Annotated in this window: 11 protein-coding genes; 5 read left to right on the top strand and 6 right to left on the bottom strand. The window is 40.1% G+C overall.

The window, feature by feature from the left end; genetic code table 11:
- Window positions 1-215: 215 nt before the first annotated feature.
- The 5 genes from CLI64_RS06440 to guaA all read left to right on the top strand — a co-directional run bounded on the left by CLI64_RS06440 (window position 216) and on the right by guaA (window position 5,102).
- Window positions 216-452, top strand: coding sequence for a Calvin cycle protein CP12 (locus CLI64_RS06440; protein ID WP_103136431.1), 237 nt, complete (start codon window positions 216-218; stop codon window positions 450-452).
- A 419-nt stretch (window positions 453-871) separates the two neighbouring features.
- On the top strand, window positions 872-1,468 hold the full coding sequence (locus CLI64_RS06435; protein WP_103136430.1) for a DUF3177 family protein: 597 nt from the start codon (window positions 872-874) through the stop codon (window positions 1,466-1,468).
- A 289-nt stretch (window positions 1,469-1,757) separates the two neighbouring features.
- A complete protein-coding gene (locus tag CLI64_RS06430) occupies window positions 1,758-2,054 on the top strand; it encodes a hypothetical protein (RefSeq protein WP_103140620.1) in 297 nt (98 codons plus the stop codon).
- Window positions 2,055-2,145: 91 nt separating this feature from the next.
- The gene (cbiD, locus tag CLI64_RS06425) at window positions 2,146-3,261 is read left to right on the top strand and encodes a cobalt-precorrin-5B (C(1))-methyltransferase CbiD (RefSeq protein WP_103136429.1); all 1,116 of its coding nucleotides are present in this window, start codon (window positions 2,146-2,148) and stop codon (window positions 3,259-3,261) included.
- A gap of 218 nt (window positions 3,262-3,479) precedes the next feature.
- Window positions 3,480-5,102, top strand: a complete 1,623-nt coding sequence (guaA, locus tag CLI64_RS06420) for a glutamine-hydrolyzing GMP synthase (protein WP_103136428.1) — start codon at window positions 3,480-3,482, stop codon at window positions 5,100-5,102.
- 149 nt (window positions 5,103-5,251) lie between these two features.
- On the opposite strand, the gene CLI64_RS06415 is transcribed toward guaA, so the two are convergent.
- The 6 genes from CLI64_RS06415 to CLI64_RS06390 form a co-directional block, all read right to left on the bottom strand.
- Window positions 5,252-6,706, bottom strand: coding sequence for a sensor histidine kinase (locus tag CLI64_RS06415; protein WP_225977522.1), 1,455 nt, complete (start codon window positions 6,704-6,706; stop codon window positions 5,252-5,254).
- A gap of 110 nt (window positions 6,707-6,816) precedes the next feature.
- Window positions 6,817-9,534, bottom strand: coding sequence for a PAS domain-containing protein (locus CLI64_RS06410; RefSeq protein WP_103136427.1), 2,718 nt, complete (start codon window positions 9,532-9,534; stop codon window positions 6,817-6,819).
- A gap of 2 nt (window positions 9,535-9,536) precedes the next feature.
- Window positions 9,537-9,992: a response regulator gene (locus tag CLI64_RS06405; protein ID WP_103136426.1), complete on the bottom strand. Its 456-nt coding sequence runs from the start codon at window positions 9,990-9,992 to the stop codon at window positions 9,537-9,539.
- 122 nt (window positions 9,993-10,114) lie between these two features.
- Window positions 10,115-12,373, bottom strand: coding sequence for an ATP-binding protein (locus tag CLI64_RS06400; RefSeq protein WP_103136425.1), 2,259 nt, complete (start codon window positions 12,371-12,373; stop codon window positions 10,115-10,117).
- 330 nt (window positions 12,374-12,703) lie between these two features.
- Window positions 12,704-14,071, bottom strand: coding sequence for a diguanylate cyclase domain-containing protein (locus tag CLI64_RS06395; protein ID WP_103136424.1), 1,368 nt, complete (start codon window positions 14,069-14,071; stop codon window positions 12,704-12,706).
- Window positions 14,061-16,811 (bottom strand): hybrid sensor histidine kinase/response regulator, encoded by a 2,751-nt coding sequence (locus tag CLI64_RS06390; RefSeq protein ID WP_225977521.1) that lies wholly within the window; start codon window positions 16,809-16,811, stop codon window positions 14,061-14,063. The genes CLI64_RS06395 and CLI64_RS06390 overlap by 11 nt, the downstream gene beginning before the upstream one ends.
- Window positions 16,812-16,815 lie beyond the last annotated feature (4 nt).

Below are 16,815 nucleotides of genomic sequence, written 5' to 3'. Positions count from 1 at the left end.
TGTTGGATTTTTACCTTACTGCTCTATAAAATCTTAAAAGATCAACGATATTTTAGTGTATTTTTCGCAGATTGTTGTAATTGTTATCGATACATCAAACTATACAAGCAGGTGCATCCATTCATTCGGTACAATAGTTATCGATAAAACACAACAATAGCAATTTTTGCAACTCCTCCATACCAGTAGTAAAATCACACAACGAGACCAAAACGATGACTGATACTCAAACAAACAACATTGAAGAAAAAATTGAACAAGAAGTAGAACAAGCTCGTGCTATCTGTGACATTTCCGGTAGCAACTCCGCAGAGTGTGCTGCGGCTTGGGATGCTGTAGAAGAACTGCAAGCTGAAGCCTCCCACCAACGCCAAAACAAACCAAAAACTGCTTTTGAAAAATACTGTGACGACAACCCAGAGGCTGATGAGTGCCGTCTTTATGACGAATAGAGTCTAAATCTGGCATTTTGACTAGCATCGACAAGCAACCGGAATTTGTGAGGACTTTTTTGCACCTGTTTGTACGCCCAGCCCTGAAATAAATTATCTAGCACTAAAAGCTAAAAAAACAGGGAATTAATCAGCGTACTACGCTGGCAGCAATATTGTAGACTCAGCTAGTCTACTTAAATTTGCTACAGTAGGTGCAAAATATTCGTTCTCATAGTCTGTGAGTTGCTTGTTTTTTTCTGTTGGGCATGGGGCAAATCAATTCAAAATACCCTACGGGAAGCAAGCTACAAAATTCAAAATTCAAAATCTGTTTCCCTTGTTTACCTTGTCTCCCCCTAAAACCCTACACCCTAAAACCCACAAATTACGAATATAGTTAATGCAATATATTGATTCGTGAGCGTTTAATAGGAACTATGCAAAATAACGTTTGGTTTCGCCAGTTTGTCTGGATTGACTACCGATTGGCACTTTTATTTCTAGTTTTGATTCCCTTAATTATCTTGACATGGGCTTATGTTCAAAAGGTAGAAGGGATACAAAGACTGTTAATGATTTATTGGCGAATCTCTAGTTTGCTGGCAATTACAACGTATTTGATGATTGCCCAGTATCCAGTTAGTTTTGTGTCTGGGTTGGTTGGGTTGATATTGATTCCCCTTTCGTTGTGGTTTTGGGTGGATCTCAATGATGAAATTGAATATTTACCTAGTACACCCTTAAAGTTAACTTTCACTTCTTGGCGGTGGGCTGTAACAGTTTATTGCTTATTAGGCGCGATCGCATTTGTACCTTTTTTGGGTTGTGCTTTTTCTAGCACTGCCATTAAAACCCCCGAATGTCTCGTTTGGTTTGAAGCCCCATTAATGTTTAAAAACTGGTTTCATTACAATAGTAAACACGCTTTTCTCGGTTTTTTGGGCATAGTCGGCTTAATAGTTTACGTGCTTTATTTAAGCTACTTTGTCGTCGTGAAACTAGGCAAGCAGGGACGCTCGGCTACACCGCAGTAAACAGTGATGAGTGGTGAGTGCTGTTAGCGGAAGCGGGGCGTTTAGCCCGTGGTGAGTGCTGAGTTAGGAGTGGTGAGTGCTGAGTGGTAAGTGCTGAGTGGTAAGTGCTGAGTTAGGAGTGGTAAGTAAAGTTTTCAAAATGATACCGATTTGAAAAAAGATGGCTACAAATGTATTTCTCAAAAGCTCCCAGCAAAGCATTCCACAATCCGTCTTGGAAGGTTTCCTACGGCGGGAAACCCGCCTACAGAACTTTCCGCAAAATCTAAAATCTAAAATCCAAAATGGTATGAGTTCCATTGGTAAGCGACTAGAACAATACACAATCAAACGTCCGCAAGAAGTCTTACTTGTGACAGTGGAAATTGCTGATGAGCAAGATAAAGTAGCGATTTTCAAAGGATTTTCCAGTTCCTTAATGCGTCCTACTGCTTTTGACCCTGAAATTCCAGTTATCCCAGATGAGGCAACAATTATCAACATTGACCGCATCGCCAGCCCCTATAATCCCGAAGCTCCCCGTTACATCGAAAGACAAATTTCTTGGGAAGCAATGCAGAATTTGCTCGCGGAAGTGGGAGTATAGGGGGCTGGGGACTGGGGACTGGGGACTGGGGACAAGGTAGCAAAAACTAATGACTAATGACTAATGACTATTGACTATTGACTATTGACTAATGACCCGTTCTGGATACACCTTACCTGTTTTTGCTTGTGCTGCGGCTGTGGCGGCTTTACGTTGGTTGCGTGAGCGTCAACCTTTGGCAGTGGTAGCAGTTGACTTGATTACACCTGCACAAATTGCAGAAATTCCTATCGAACAAGTGACTGGATTATCTGAGCAGATGGCTTTGGCTATTACTCGCTCTGATCCTGGTGATAATCTGGATTTGACTAAAAATACCCCCGTTTGGGCGTTGGTGGAGTGGGGAGGGGTTGGGGAGGAACAAGTCACTATTCGCGGTGGGGAGGGAATTGGTAAACAAGTCAACGCCGAGAATCATCCAGCAATTTATGGTTATGCGCGGCAGTTGATGCGAGAAAACTTATCTCGACTGCTTGTACCTACAGAAAAAATCACGGTCACAATTATCTTACCAGAGGGGCGATCGCTGGCTTTGCGTACTTCTAATGCTGCCTTTGGTGTGGTTGAAGGACTTTCTCTATTAGGAACATCAGGAATTTCTCAACCCCTGAGTACACCTGAGCAATTAGATACTTTTCGCACAACGTTGCAACAAAAAGCGAGTCAGTTTAGTAGTTTAGTCTTTTGTATTGGCGAGAACGGCTTAGATTTAGCACCCAAAATCGGTATTAACCCTGATAAATTGGTAAAAACTGCTAATTGGTTAGGAGCAATGTTAGTGGAAGCAGAGCTTCTGGGTGTTAAGGAAATCTTATTGTTCGGCTATCACGGGAAGTTGCTGAAGTTGGCTGGCGGGATTTTTCACACTCACCATCACTTAGCCGATGGACGCAGGGAAGTTTTAACTAGCCATTGTGCTTTGGCGGGATTAGATCAACAACATCTCGAAGTGGTGTTTCATTCTCCGACTGCGGAAGCCGCACTGACACATTTAAGAAGCTTAGATCAGGCTACAGGCAGTGATTGGGTAAATCAAGTTTATAGTGCGATCGCTAACACCATCGATGCTCGCTGCCAAGAATATCTCCAAAGTCATCGGACTGATAATACTCGAAACACAGTCTGTGGCTCAATTCTCTTTGATCGCAGCCGTAAAATTATCATCAAGAGCAAAACTGCTTGTAACTTAATTGGAAATTTATGTTAACTTATTATGAATAATCATAAATAATTCCAATAAATAACTTTTTCAGTAAGCTCTCTAAGGTAATTTATACCTTTTAATACGTCCTATATCCGCCTAACAAGCGTCTATTATATGGCGTTTGTGATTAATCACTCTATCCTTTGCTGACTTATCAGGCAGCAAGACCGTACATCTAAACACGAGAGCAATCATCTACTTCTAAAGTTGCACCTTCCATTATGAATACAGTGGTGACTCTACCAACCGAACAAGCCCCTCAAGCAGTAGAAGAGTTTGGGCGGCTTGAGCGTCAAATTATCGTCATTTTAGACTTTGGTTCTCAGTATTCTGAACTAATTGCCCGACGCATTCGCGAAACTCAAGTATACTCTGAAGTTCTCTCTTATCGCACCCCCGCCGAACAGTTAAGAAAACTCAACCCCAAAGGAATTATCCTGTCTGGCGGCCCCAACTCAGTTTACAGTGATGGTGCGCCCCATTGTGACCCAGAAATCTGGCATTTAGGTATTCCCATTTTGGGTGTATGCTACGGTATGCAGTTGATGGTGAATCAACTGGGTGGCGAAGTTGCCAAAGCTGACCGGGGTGAATACGGTAAAGCTTCACTGTATATTGATGACCCTACAGACTTATTAACTAACGTCGAAGATGGCACAACCATGTGGATGAGTCATGGGGATTCAGTTACACAAATGCCTCCAGGGTTTGAGATTTTAGCCCATACTGAGAATACACCTTGTGCAGCGATCGCTCACCACGAGCAAAAACTCTATGGTGTACAGTTCCATCCAGAAGTTGTCCATTCCATCGGCGGTTTAGCCCTAATTCGCAATTTTGTTTACCATATCTGCGAATGTGAACCCACCTGGACAACAGCTGCCTTCGTAGAAGAAGCAATTCGAGAAATTCGGGCGAAAGTGGGCGATAAACGTGTACTATTGGCTTTATCTGGTGGGGTGGACTCTTCGACCTTAGCTTTCTTACTGCATAAAGCTATCGGTGATCAACTCACTTGCGTATTTATCGACCAAGGCTTTATGCGGAAGTATGAGCCTGAGAGGTTGGTGAAGTTATTCCAAGAGCAATTTCACATTCCTGTGGAGTATGTTAACGCGCGCGATCGCTTCCTGAAAATGATGGAGGGAGTGACAGACCCAGAAGAAAAACGCCGTCGCATCGGTCACGAATTTATTCGGACATTTGAAGAAACATCCAAACGCCTTGGCCCCTTCGACTATCTTGCACAGGGAACTCTTTATCCAGACGTAATTGAATCTGCTGATACCAACGTTGACCCTAATACTGGCGAACGGGTAGCAGTGAAAATCAAGAGCCATCATAACGTCGGTGGTTTACCCAAAGATTTACGGTTCAAGTTAGTCGAACCTCTGCGGAAACTATTTAAAGATGAAGTCCGTAAAGTCGGCCGTTCCATCGGTTTACCAGAAGAAATTGTTCAACGCCAACCTTTCCCCGGCCCTGGTTTAGCAATTCGCATTTTGGGTGAAGTCACAGCCGAACGTTTGAATATTCTGCGGGATGCTGACTTGATTGTCCGCCAAGAAATTAATCAACGCGGCTTGTACCATGAATACTGGCAAGCCTTTGCAGTCTTGTTACCTATTCGCAGTGTCGGTGTCATGGGTGATCAACGCACCTATGCTTACCCCATTGTGCTACGGATTGTCAAGAGTGAAGACGGCATGACAGCAGATTGGGCGCGTGTGCCTTACGATGTGCTGGAAGTCATTTCTAACCGCATTGTCAATGAAGTCAAAGGTGTGAATCGTGTGGTGTTTGATATCACCTCTAAGCCACCTGGAACTATTGAATGGGAATGATTAGCAATTTCGCTTGTGGATTTTTCCTTTAAATTGACAGGTAATTAAATCAGGTGGGTAATACCCATCTGATTTTTTTTATGTTTCTCTAAATCCAGATAATTCTTCCCCTGCCCCTACTATCTAGGTGTAGCTTTATTGGGGATAATTCATACTAAAAGAGGGATTTCTATCTGAAAAATCGCACCTTTTCCTAGAGCAGAAATACAATTTAACTTCCCTCCATGTTGTTCCACTACAATTTGATAACTGATAGACAGTCCTAAACCAGTACCAGAACCGACGGGTTTAGTGGTGAAGAAAGGATCAAAAATTTGAGACAAAGTTACCTCATCTATGCCCATACCATTATCAATAATGGAAATTCTGACGGCATCTTTTGCAGTAACAACTTCTGTTTTTATGGTAATAACTGGTTGCAAAGTTTGATTATTATCAGACCTCAAGGCATCAATGGCATTATTTAAAATGTTCATGAATACCTGATTGAGTTGACTAGCATAGCAGTTAACTTGAGGTAGTGGTTGATAATCTTTCATCACTTGGATTTCAAGTAATGTCTCATTTCCCTGTAAGCGATGCTGTAGAATTAGCAAAGTATTGTCGATGCCTTCTTGCAAGTCTACAGGTTTTTTATTCGCTTCATCCAAACGAGAAAAATTGCGTAAACTGAGGACAATATCCCGAATTCTCTCACTTCCCGCCGCCATAGAATTCAGCATTTTTGCAGCATCTTTTTGTAAGAATTCTAGGTCAGCTTCTGCAATTTTTTCCTGGAGTGAATCAGAAGGATGGGGGTATTCTGCTTGATAAGCTGCAATCAGTTCCAAAAGAACATTGAGAGATTCTTTAGTATGGGTAATATTGCTATAAATGAACCCAATGGGATTATTGATTTCGTGAGCAATACCTGCAACCAAATTACCCAAACTAGACATTCTTTCTGCTTGAATCAGTTGAGCTTGGGTTGTTCGTAACTGTTTAAGAGTTTTTTCCAGGTAAATGTTTTGTTGTTTTAGAGCCTTTTCAGCTAACAGACGCTCAATTTCTGCGGCTGAACGAGCAGCAAAAATTTTTAATATAGATTCTTGTTCTTCGTAAGTACGTTCTAATGGTTTGGTGTGCAAGCCAGCTATATGTCCCAAAGGTTTACCTTGAGGATCTAAAATTGGTACTCCCAAATAACTTTCTGCACACAAAGTCACTAAATCTAAGTCTTCAGGAAATTTTTGTTGGATACACTGAGGGTAAATCTGAAGACCTTCTTGATAAAGAACACCGCAAGGAGTTCCAGCCAGATCGTATTCAAAATTGGGGCCAAAGTCTTCTCCTGCCCAAAATGCCAACACTCTAGCGCGTGGTTGCTCATAATCCACAAATTCTGCAATCAAGGCATACTGTATTTGGAGTACCTCTGCCAAATAATGAGCGCAAGCTTGAAAGAATGCTTCCCCAACTTGAGCAGCAATTCCTTCTACAATTAATTTCAGGTCAATATTTTCTTGGTGAAATTGTTGTGCTGGTGATGTAATATCTGTATCTTGTGGACGCAAAGTTGGCATGATAATCAGTTGAATCTTGAGAATGTAGACAAAGAGGTGCATTGATCTCAAGATTTAGTGTTCCCATCTGTTGCAGATGAAGCTGAATTTGAGCAAAAATTTCAACTAGGATTCATTTAAAATTCACACATGACACAGGGGATTTTAAATAATCAAAGTAATGGCAATTTAATGATAAAAGTAGCACCTTTTCCCACACCAGGACTAGTAACGTTAATTGTCCCGCCGTGTAATTCTACTAGATGACGAGCGATCGCCAAACCTAATCCTAAACCACCCTGTTGATGATGAATATTTGCTTGATGATAGCGTTCAAAAACCTGGGGGAGAAACTCTGGATCAATACCAATTCCAGTATCAGTTACCGTAATTTGAGCTTGAGCATTTTCGCCTGATAGAGTAACAATAATTCTGCCGCTATCCGGGGTAAATTTAATAGCATTAGAAAGCAGATTGCCTAAAACTTGCAATAATCGATGAATATCACCAGTAATGCTGGGAATTGATTGATCAATTGCTGATTCTATAATAATATTTTTCGCTTGGGCTGAGGGGTAAGCAGTCTCAATCGCTACACTGATAATTGCCGCTAAATTCACTTGAGTCAGTTCTAACCGTAATTTGCTGCGAAGAATACGTGAGATATCAAGCAAGTCTTCTAGGAGTTTGGCTTGGGATTTGGCATTACGTTCAATAGTTTCTACGGCGCGGGTAAAATCAGCTTCATCCAAGTTACGAGTTTTCAGCAGTTGCGCCCAGCCCAGAATCGCATTAAGTGGCGATCGCAAATCATGAGATACCATCGCTACAAACTCATCTTTGGCACGGTTAGCGGCTTCAGCTTCTGTTCTGGCAGTTTTTTCTAGTTGCAAAAGGCGATCGCGTTCTGCTTGTAATTGTTTGTAATCATCAATATCCGTACTAGAACCAAACCATTGTCTGATTTCCCCTTGCTGATTTTTAATGGGAATAGCTCTGACTAAATGCCAGCGATAACTGCCATCATATTTGCGATATCTCATTTCTTGTTCATAAGGTTCTCCTATGTGCATTACTTTTGTCCATTCCCGCATTACCACAGCCAAATCATCAGGATGAATGACATCTTTCCAGCCAAATCCCAGTGATTGCTCAATAGTCCGTCCAGTAAACTCATACCAGCGTTGATTCAGATGTTCACATTCTCCTTGAGGATTACAAATCCACACTAGATGAGGTACGACATTCGATAAGTAACGATAGTGTTCCTCACTTCGGCGTAAAGCTGCTTCAGCACGTTTACGTTGACTGAGATTAAGTACAAAACACGCAGCATAGCCAGCATCCTCTCTCCCTTCAATTTGAGCAATTCCCAGCAATATAGGCACACGCGAGCCATCTTTGTGCAGATATTCCTTCTCAAACGGGTTACAAGCTCCATAAATCTGCAATTCCTGCATTTTGTGTTGGTCGAGGTCTTGATATTCTGGGGGTGTCATCACATTCCAGTACAGCTGACCCGCTTCTAGTTCTGCACGGCTGTAACCAAGCATTTCTAAGAAAGCATTATTGGCTTCGTATATTTTGCCACTGAAATCACCGAAATACACACCGACAATATTGGATTCCACAATGCGGCGGAATTTGGCTTCGCTTTGACGCAATGCCATTTCTGCGGATTTACGTTCTCGAAATGCAGCTTGCTGTTCGCTAATATCGGTTGTACTCCCAACAACTCTGACTGCTTTGCCTTGTTGATTTCTAATAATTATTCCCTGATCTAATACATAAATATAGTAGTTATTCTTGTGGCGCACTCGATACTCAATTGTGTAACGCTCTTGCTCTGCGACAAAAGTCTGAAATTGCTGTAATGCAATATCTAAATCATCAGGATGAATGCAATTTTGCCACCATTGAGGAGTAGGTTCTGTTTCTTCCAAAGAATAGCCTAAAATTCGAGTTAGCCCTTCAGTTCTGGTAACTTGATTAGTCTCGACATTCCAGTCATAAATTAAAGAATTAATTGCTGCTGTGGCTAATTGAAAACGCTCATTACTATCGCGCAATTCTTGTTCTATTTGCTTACGACTAGTGATATCAAAAGCTGTGCCAACTATTTGACGTGGTGAACCGTCAGGATTTCGACTAAATATGGAATTACGACTGTTAAACCACCGCCATTCACCGTTAGCGTGTCGCATTCGATATTCATGCTCAACCACTTCTCCATCTTCAGCCGTATCAAATTGTTGAAATACACTAGGTATCTTTGCCAAATCGTCAGGGTGCATGATGTGAGTCAAAAATTCTTTTCCCAAAGCTTGAATCGATTGCGGTGTATACTCCAATATATTTGTTATCTTCTGATTCAAATACACATTTTGCTGTTCTACCAAATCATAAACATACAGGATTCCTGGTGTCGTCTTAGCAATGCGTTCTACCAGCTTTTGACTTTCTCGTAACTGTTCTTCACTCCGATGTAGTTCTGCTCTTAATTTGACATTTTTAATCGCTGAATACAAAGTTGAGCGTAAATTTTCCCCAGTTGTTTGTCCTTTCACTAGATAGTCATCAACACCATTCTTCATAGCTTGGACAGCAATATCTTCATTGCCATAGCCAGTTAGCATGACCACAGCAGGCATATTTTTTTGAGCTATCCTTTGTAATTCAGCAAGAAATTCTAACCCATCTACATCAGGCAACAAAAAATCTAATAAGATAGCATCAGGGAGGGATTTCTGACAAAATTCTAAAGCGTCTTCACCTAATTCATATTCGATAATTTCATAGTTATTTTCTGATTCTTGTTGAAGATGACGACGATAAGTATGACGGTCTTCAGGAGAATCATCGATAATTAAAATAGTTAGCGGTTGTGCCATGACTATTTGCTAACAGTATCAGGGAGAACTACAATATTTAACCAGTAGATTAAGAAGCTATGAATAGTTGCGGCTAATCTGTTCATATCAATTGGTTTGAGAATATAACTAGCAACACAGTATTGATAACATATTTCAATATCTTTAGGGTTACAAGAAGTTGTGAATACAATTATGGGAATAGATTTGAGGTTTTGGTCTTGCTTAATTTGAGCTATAACATCGCGCCCATCAGTTCCAGGTAAATTCAGATCAAGTAAAATAATTGATGGTCTGGGGTAAACTTGTGTATCTCGGTAAGTTCCATAATGGTAGAGAAAATCTAGAGCTTCATCGCCATCTACACAACGAAAAATAGGATTTATTACCTCTTCTTTTTGCAGGAATCGACGCAAAGCTTCAAAGTCTTCATCACTATCTTCAATTACTAATAAAGGTTGGGTGGTGTTACCAATCATGAAATAGGGTGTAGGGGATAAATTCTGTTAGTTTTTTAAAATTTTATTTTTAATTGTGTTCTTCAAACTCCAAAAATTTTCTGAAATCAGCTTTATTTCTCCCTACGTTCCGGCTCCCTTGTTTACTCTGTTCCTTTTAATGTGAAATAGAAAATGCTACCTTCCCCATAAGTTGACTCTAACCAAATTTGACCACCATGTCGTTCGACAATTTTTTTAGCAATGGTGAGTCCTGCGCCTGTACCACCACCATATTTACTAGGGCCGTGTAGTCGTTTGAAAATCCGAAAAATTGCATCAAAGTGCTTTTCCCGAATCCCTATACCGTTATCTTGAATATAAAATGTGATTTGTCGTGTGGAATGGTCTAGATAGCCAATTTCAATCCATTTGTTGGGTTTGTCGTTGTATTTAATAGCGTTAGTAATCAGGTTACTAAAAACTTCGCCTAATTGCACGCGATCGCAATAAACTGTTGGTAATGGTCTAGGTATGCGGATTTCTACGCCTGATTCCTCAATTCTCACCCTTAACATATCTAAAATCCGATGCACTACGTCATTAAGATTTGTTGGCTGCATGGAAAGATCAGCTCTTCCTAGCCTGGAAAAATGCAGTAGAGAATCAATTAAATCCTCCATGCGTTGAGTTAGACGAATGAGGGTGATTAATTTATCTTTACCTTCAGAGTTGATAATATTCCCGTAGTCCTCCATTAAAAAATTAGAGTAATTATGGATTCCCCGCAAGGGTTCTTTCAAATCATGGGATGCAATATAAGCAAAAGCATCTAATTCTTTATTACTGCGCTCTAATTCTAGATTCAATTGAGCTAATTCATCGACTTTTTGCAGCACAATACTAATAATGGCACTGCGTAATTCTAAAGCTGCGTTAATTTCATAAGGTTTCCACGGTAAAGATTTCAACTGCACTGTTTCTTGCCATAATGCAAAAGATTTGCGAGGTGATAGACGCACACTTCCGTTAGCTTTGATTTCGACAGCTTTATGAGGATTACCTCCCCAGTTGACAGTCTGGATTTCTTCTGGACGAAACCACAAAATATAGTTTTTTTGGCTTTTAGAAATAGAAATTGCGATCAATCCACTTGCAACATCCCGCAGTTGTTCTGCTTCTGGATAAATTGTGGCTAAAGAATCAGTATAAAAAACTTCTTGATTCTGATGATTACTGAGCCAATTAATTAAATGCTCAATATCTGGCTGACTGGGAGTATGACCGACAAAATGATATTTACCATGTAGACAAATAGCAGCCCCTGTGGCATTAACTAAATCAAGGATATTTGGATGATAGTTAATTAACGCATCAGTGAAATTATTTTCCACTGACATATATTCCACTAATTTGCTATGTACAGACTTGAGTTGAATTTTAGATTCTTTATTTTCATTATCTTCTTTAGCACTCATTTCTATAGAAGCCATCTGTCCTAAAAATTCACAAGCACTCCTAATTTCGTAGGGAACATATTTTGGTGACTGATGATGACAAGCAATCAAACCCCAAAGTTTTTGATTTTTGAGTAGGGAGATAGACATAGAAGCAGTCACACCCATATTTTGCAGATATTCAATGTGCAGTGGTGAGACACTCCGCAAAACTGATTTTCCCAAATCTAAAGGCTGATGATTTAGAGGGTTATTTGTGGTGATAATTGCTGCTGGCTGGTAGTCTGCATTGGGAATGATTCTGAGCCAATTTTCCGCATATAATTTCCTAGCCTGTTGCGGAATATCAGAAGCAGGGTAATGTAAACCTAAGTATGATGTGAGATATTCAGGCTTTTCTTCTGCAATGACAATACCGTTCCAATTTTCATCGAAGCGATAGATCATCACTCGGTCAAAACCAGTGATTCGTTTCACTTCTTTGGCTAAAATCTGACTAATTTCTGCAATGTTAGTGGCTGCTTGTAGTTTCGTGAGTGCTAATTTCACTAAATGATAAAATCTAAAAAAAACGTGATTTTTCTCTGATGTGCTTGGCTCTAGTTCTAAAATGATAGTTTCACAACAACGATAGATAATCCCGTCAAAACTTTTTGTGTGGTTATTGGTTTTGATAATAAAGTCTATAGGATTAACAATTGGTAAATCTTCAGCATCTAAGCAATCTTTGAGAAAATTGACTTGTTCTGTCTCTAATAAAATGTCTAAATTCTGATTAAGAAGTTTTTCTGGATGTATGCCAAAAAAATCAAATGTGTTGTTACTAACTTGTAAAATCGTTAACTTGGCTGCGTCTAAGGCTAAAAGTACACCATGAGGCTGAATAGAACCAGGAATATGAATTGGTTCTTGGTCACAATTACTGAGGTCAACCTGAAAATCGGTAGTAGTTTTGTCAGTGTTCACGTTTGAGCCTCGATGATTTTGACTGAGTATGCGACTGACTCTAATATACTTTTTATTCACTTGACAGATGCTGGTTAAGCCAAAACTAACCGAGATTTTGATGAATATTTTGTCATCCCACTAGATAATAACTAGTAAAGAGATGACTGATGTTATATTGACTCATCAGCAACAGCTAACCTGACAAAGAGATTTAAATACACCATAATTGCCAGTAAATATTAGTTTATGTTCGGTATGATAAAATTTAATTTTTGTGAAATAGTCATTAGTCAATAGTCACCACTGATTAATGATTAGTTTTACAGTGGATGAGATATGATTCTGGCTTTAGGAAAGGCAATAGCGATCGCGTCCCTGTTTTTTGGCGTTGTATAATGCTTTATCGGCTAAAGCGATGAGTGTATCTGGTTTCATTTCTCTAGAGGGAATCACACAACTAATCCCTAAACTCAGTGTGACTATACCTTGAATATCAGACTGGGCGTGGGGAATAGCCTGTGAGTAAATTGCTTGTTGAATATTTTGTGCAACTTTGATTGCTTGATCTAAATCAGTTTCAGGCAGAAGTACCGCAAATTCTTCTCCGCCATAACGCGCCACAAGACCTACAGAATGGTCAACTATCTGTTGTACTGTCTGCGCTATCTTGATTAAACAATCATCACCTGCAAGATGACCATAGTAATCATTATAGGATTTGAATTTATCCACATCGAATAAAATCAGCGACAGGGGTTTTTGTTCTAGTGTCAAAAATTGCCATGCTTCTTGTAGTCGCTTATCAAAGCACCGACGGTTAGCCACCTGCGTCAAACCATCGAGATTTGCTAATTGCTCTAGCTTCTGATTTGCATCTTGTAGAGCTAGTTCCACTTTCTTGCGTCCAGTGATATCACGGACGGTAATAGCAAAACCATCACCTAGCTTAACTGCAACAAAGTGATGCCACAAAGAATCACCAAATTGATAGTAAAAATCTCGTTTTAAGGGTTTTCCTGTCTCCACAATCTTCACAAACTCATCAAAGAGTTCTGGATCTCTGGATGATAAAAATTCTTTGAGGAGGGATTTACCAATCATATCCTCATACCTACTGTTGAAGGCTCTAGCAATCACAGGATTAACAACTAAGCAACGAAAATCTTCGATTTCTCCGGTTGTGGGGTTGCGGACAGCTTGCATTGCAGCAATACCATCGAGTGAACTATTCAAAATGCTGGCAAGTATTGCCCTCGATTGATATAGTATTTCTTCTGTTTCTCGCCGTTTAATATTTTCTTGCTCTAGAAGCCGTTGTTGACGTTGAATGGTTAATTGATTTTCGATGCGTGCAACCACTTCTTCCATCTGAAAGGGTTTAGTAATGTAGTCTATTCCCCCTAATTGAAAGGCAGTAACTTTATCAAAAACGTCATCTAAAGCACTAATAAAAATTACGGGAATGCTGCGGAGAAGTTCATCAGCTTTGAGAATCTTACAGACTTGATAGCCATCCATTTCTGGCATCTTGATATCTAACAGAATAATATCTGGTCGCTTCACATTGATGGTTTTTAGTGCCATCCGTCCAGTCGTGACGCTGCGAACAGTGTAGCCGATATTGATTAGAGAATCACTTAATAACTGTAAATTTTCGGGGATGTCGTCTACTAGCAGAATGTTCCCTTTAGTTGCTGTCTCAGAATCAAAATTCATTGCTGATTATCGGCTCGACTAAATCAACCAACTCCTCAAATTTAAATTGCTTCGCTAATTTTGTCAGTGATTCTTTCAAAGTCATTGTAGTTTCAGGAATTTCTTGAATAAGTTCGAGGACGAGTTTGGTATTAGCTTCCAGGGCAGCTGCATATAATTGAGCAATCCACGTTTCCGGCATAGAGCTAAAATCTGATGAAGTCAAGATACTCTGTTTGACCTCATCTGGAGTGGTTGTAGGAGTTTGGGCAAAGATGTATTTAACACCGAGATGCTTGGCTAAGGTGTCAAAAATCAGATGTTCCACAAAAGGCTTACGCAGGAAGTCATCGCACCCAGCAGAAAGAGTGATGGCTTTTTCCTCTTCTAAGACACTGGCAGTCAAGGCAATGATGGCTGTAGCATGACCTTTGGTTGTAGATTTAATATATTTTGTGGCTTCGTAACCATCCATAATTGGCATTCGCATATCCATCCAAATCAGATGCGGTTGCCATTCATCCCAAATAGTAACGGCTTCTTGGCCGTTGCTTGCCTCTTGAATTTCAAACCCTAACGGTGTTAACAGTTTAATTAGTAATTGGCGGTTAATTGGTTTATCATCAACTATGAGTATTCTATATTTAGGTTGACCTGGTGCTAGTTCTAAAACTTGGGGATGAATTTCTAAACTATTAATATGAGCTTTTTGACCTAATTGGGCTGGAATATCAAATGCAAAGGTTGTGCCTTTACCTAATTCACTAGTGACTGTGATATCCCCTCCCATTAACTGCACAAATTTGCGACTAATGGCTAAACCTAAACCAGTTCCTTCTTGAGAGTCTTTGCCGGCTTGTGCTTGGGAAAAATCATGAAATAAGTGGGGTAATTCTGCGGCAGCAATGCCTACCCCTGTATCATGCAATTTAAAATAAATGGTAAAAATATCTGGGCTATCTGTATGATGATTGATAGTTAAACTAATGCCACCCTGTTGAGTAAATTTGATAGCATTGCTAATTAAATTAATTAAAACTTGGCGGAGTTTGATGGCATCGGTGCAAATATAGCGAGGGAGATTTTCACATCGTTGAAAGATGAGATTTAACCCCTGATTACTAGCGCGTAAAGAGAACATATCTTCTAAATCATCCAGTAATTGATATAAATCAAAATTACTGGGATTGAGGGTCATTTTCCCCGCTTCTAATTTCGATAAGTCGAGAATATTATTAATGAGTGTGAGGAGATAATCACCACTACGATAGATAATCCCCACACTTTCATGATGTTCTGGAGATAGGTGGGAAGAGCGTAACATTAATTGCGAAAAGCCGAGAATGGCATTGAGAGGCGATCGCAATTCATGACTCATGTTGGCGATAAATGTACTTTTAGCCTGGTTTGCTGCTTCTGCTTTTTCTTTAGCAATGGCTAATTCTAGAGTGCGTTCTTGGACACGATTTTCTAAGGTGGTAAAAGCCGTGTGTAACTGCAAAGCCATCTCATTAAAGGCATCTGCTAGGGTTTCAAGTTCCGCAATGCCCTGAATTTCCACGACTTGGCTGAGTTTGCCATCCGCGATCGCTTTACTTGCTTGACTTAATTGCCGAATCGGTGATGTAATCAAATTGCAAGTAATAATCCCCAACCCTATAGCAATTACCAAGGTTAATAAACAAAGTAAAGCTGTCATATTGGTGTTAGCCTGAATCTTGCCCATAAAATCAGATTCAGGAATTGTCATCACTACCAGCCAATCTAAACCGTATTGATCGCGGTAGGGAATGACCTTCACAAAAGTCTTTTGGGGAACATAGAGACGGAGTAATTGCGGTGTAGCGATCGCTTTTAGACTACCAAATTGCTTGATTAATTTCTGAGTAACATCACGAATTATGGGTTTGCTACTATTAATAGCTGCTAGCTGCTTCCCTTGACCATTCACAACATAAACGGGAGATTCATCGGCTGAACTAGCAACCATCAGCCCGGAACGCTCCATAATAAAGATTCTACCGGAACTGCTGGGATTGAGCGTTTTGAGAAACTTACTAATCTGATTCAGATTTAAATCAATTCCTAGTACACCCAGCAAATTATTTTGGGAATCGTAGACAGGCGCGCTAGCGGAAATACTAATAATGTCCGATACCACTGCCCAAGTATAAATCGAACTCCAGACGGGTTTACCTGCTTTTACAGCGTCTGTGTACCATGCACTATCATTTTGATCAGCTATGACTGTATCAACTAATTGCAGGCGATTTCCTTGGTTATCTACTGAGTAGGAACGATACTTTTGGGGTTGAGATTGCAGGGTTTCGGATATTTCTAAAATCTTACCTTGGGCATCGGCTTTCCCTGCACCGATAAAACCCCCATCTTTGCTGCCAAAGTTGACATAGGTAAAATTAAATACTTTCTGTTGATGATAAAAATATTTCCCCACAGCCTGAAAATCATTGAGGTTTAACACCCCTGTTTTCACTGCGTCCAAATTCATCTGATTAATCGTTTGTGCATTACCCAAGTAATTATCTAGATGTTGATGAATGCGATTACTCGTCTCTGTCATCAATTCATCTACTAGCTTTTCCACAGCCTGCTGTCCACTGCGATAAGACAGATAACCCACCAGACTCACAGCCCCGACAATTTGGAGTACGAAGGGGACAATAAAGATGAATCTCAGAGGAATAATTCTAGGTTTGCGGGATTTATGAAGACTATCAATCATAATTTTAGATAGTTCCATTGAG

This window comes from Nostoc sp. CENA543, from assembly GCF_002896875.1.
In the GTDB taxonomy this organism is placed as follows: Bacteria; Cyanobacteriota; Cyanobacteriia; order Cyanobacteriales; family Nostocaceae; genus Trichormus.
Note: the sequence above shows the minus strand (reverse complement) of the source record. Positions and strands in the feature narration are given on the sequence as shown.

Coding starts and splice junctions, on each gene's coding strand:
- CLI64_RS06440 (WP_103136431.1), top strand. CDS start 216: ATGACTGATACTCAAACAAACAACATTGAAGAAAAAATTGAACAAGAA.
- CLI64_RS06435 (WP_103136430.1), top strand. CDS start 872: ATGCAAAATAACGTTTGGTTTCGCCAGTTTGTCTGGATTGACTACCGA.
- CLI64_RS06430 (WP_103140620.1), top strand. CDS start 1,758: ATGAGTTCCATTGGTAAGCGACTAGAACAATACACAATCAAACGTCCG.
- cbiD (WP_103136429.1), top strand. CDS start 2,146: ATGACCCGTTCTGGATACACCTTACCTGTTTTTGCTTGTGCTGCGGCT.
- guaA (WP_103136428.1), top strand. CDS start 3,480: ATGAATACAGTGGTGACTCTACCAACCGAACAAGCCCCTCAAGCAGTA.
- CLI64_RS06415 (WP_225977522.1), bottom strand. CDS start 6,706: ATGCACCTCTTTGTCTACATTCTCAAGATTCAACTGATTATCATGCCA.
- CLI64_RS06410 (WP_103136427.1), bottom strand. CDS start 9,534: ATGGCACAACCGCTAACTATTTTAATTATCGATGATTCTCCTGAAGAC.
- CLI64_RS06405 (WP_103136426.1), bottom strand. CDS start 9,992: ATGATTGGTAACACCACCCAACCTTTATTAGTAATTGAAGATAGTGAT.
- CLI64_RS06395 (WP_103136424.1), bottom strand. CDS start 14,071: ATGAATTTTGATTCTGAGACAGCAACTAAAGGGAACATTCTGCTAGTA.
- CLI64_RS06390 (WP_225977521.1), bottom strand. CDS start 16,811: ATGGAACTATCTAAAATTATGATTGATAGTCTTCATAAATCCCGCAAA.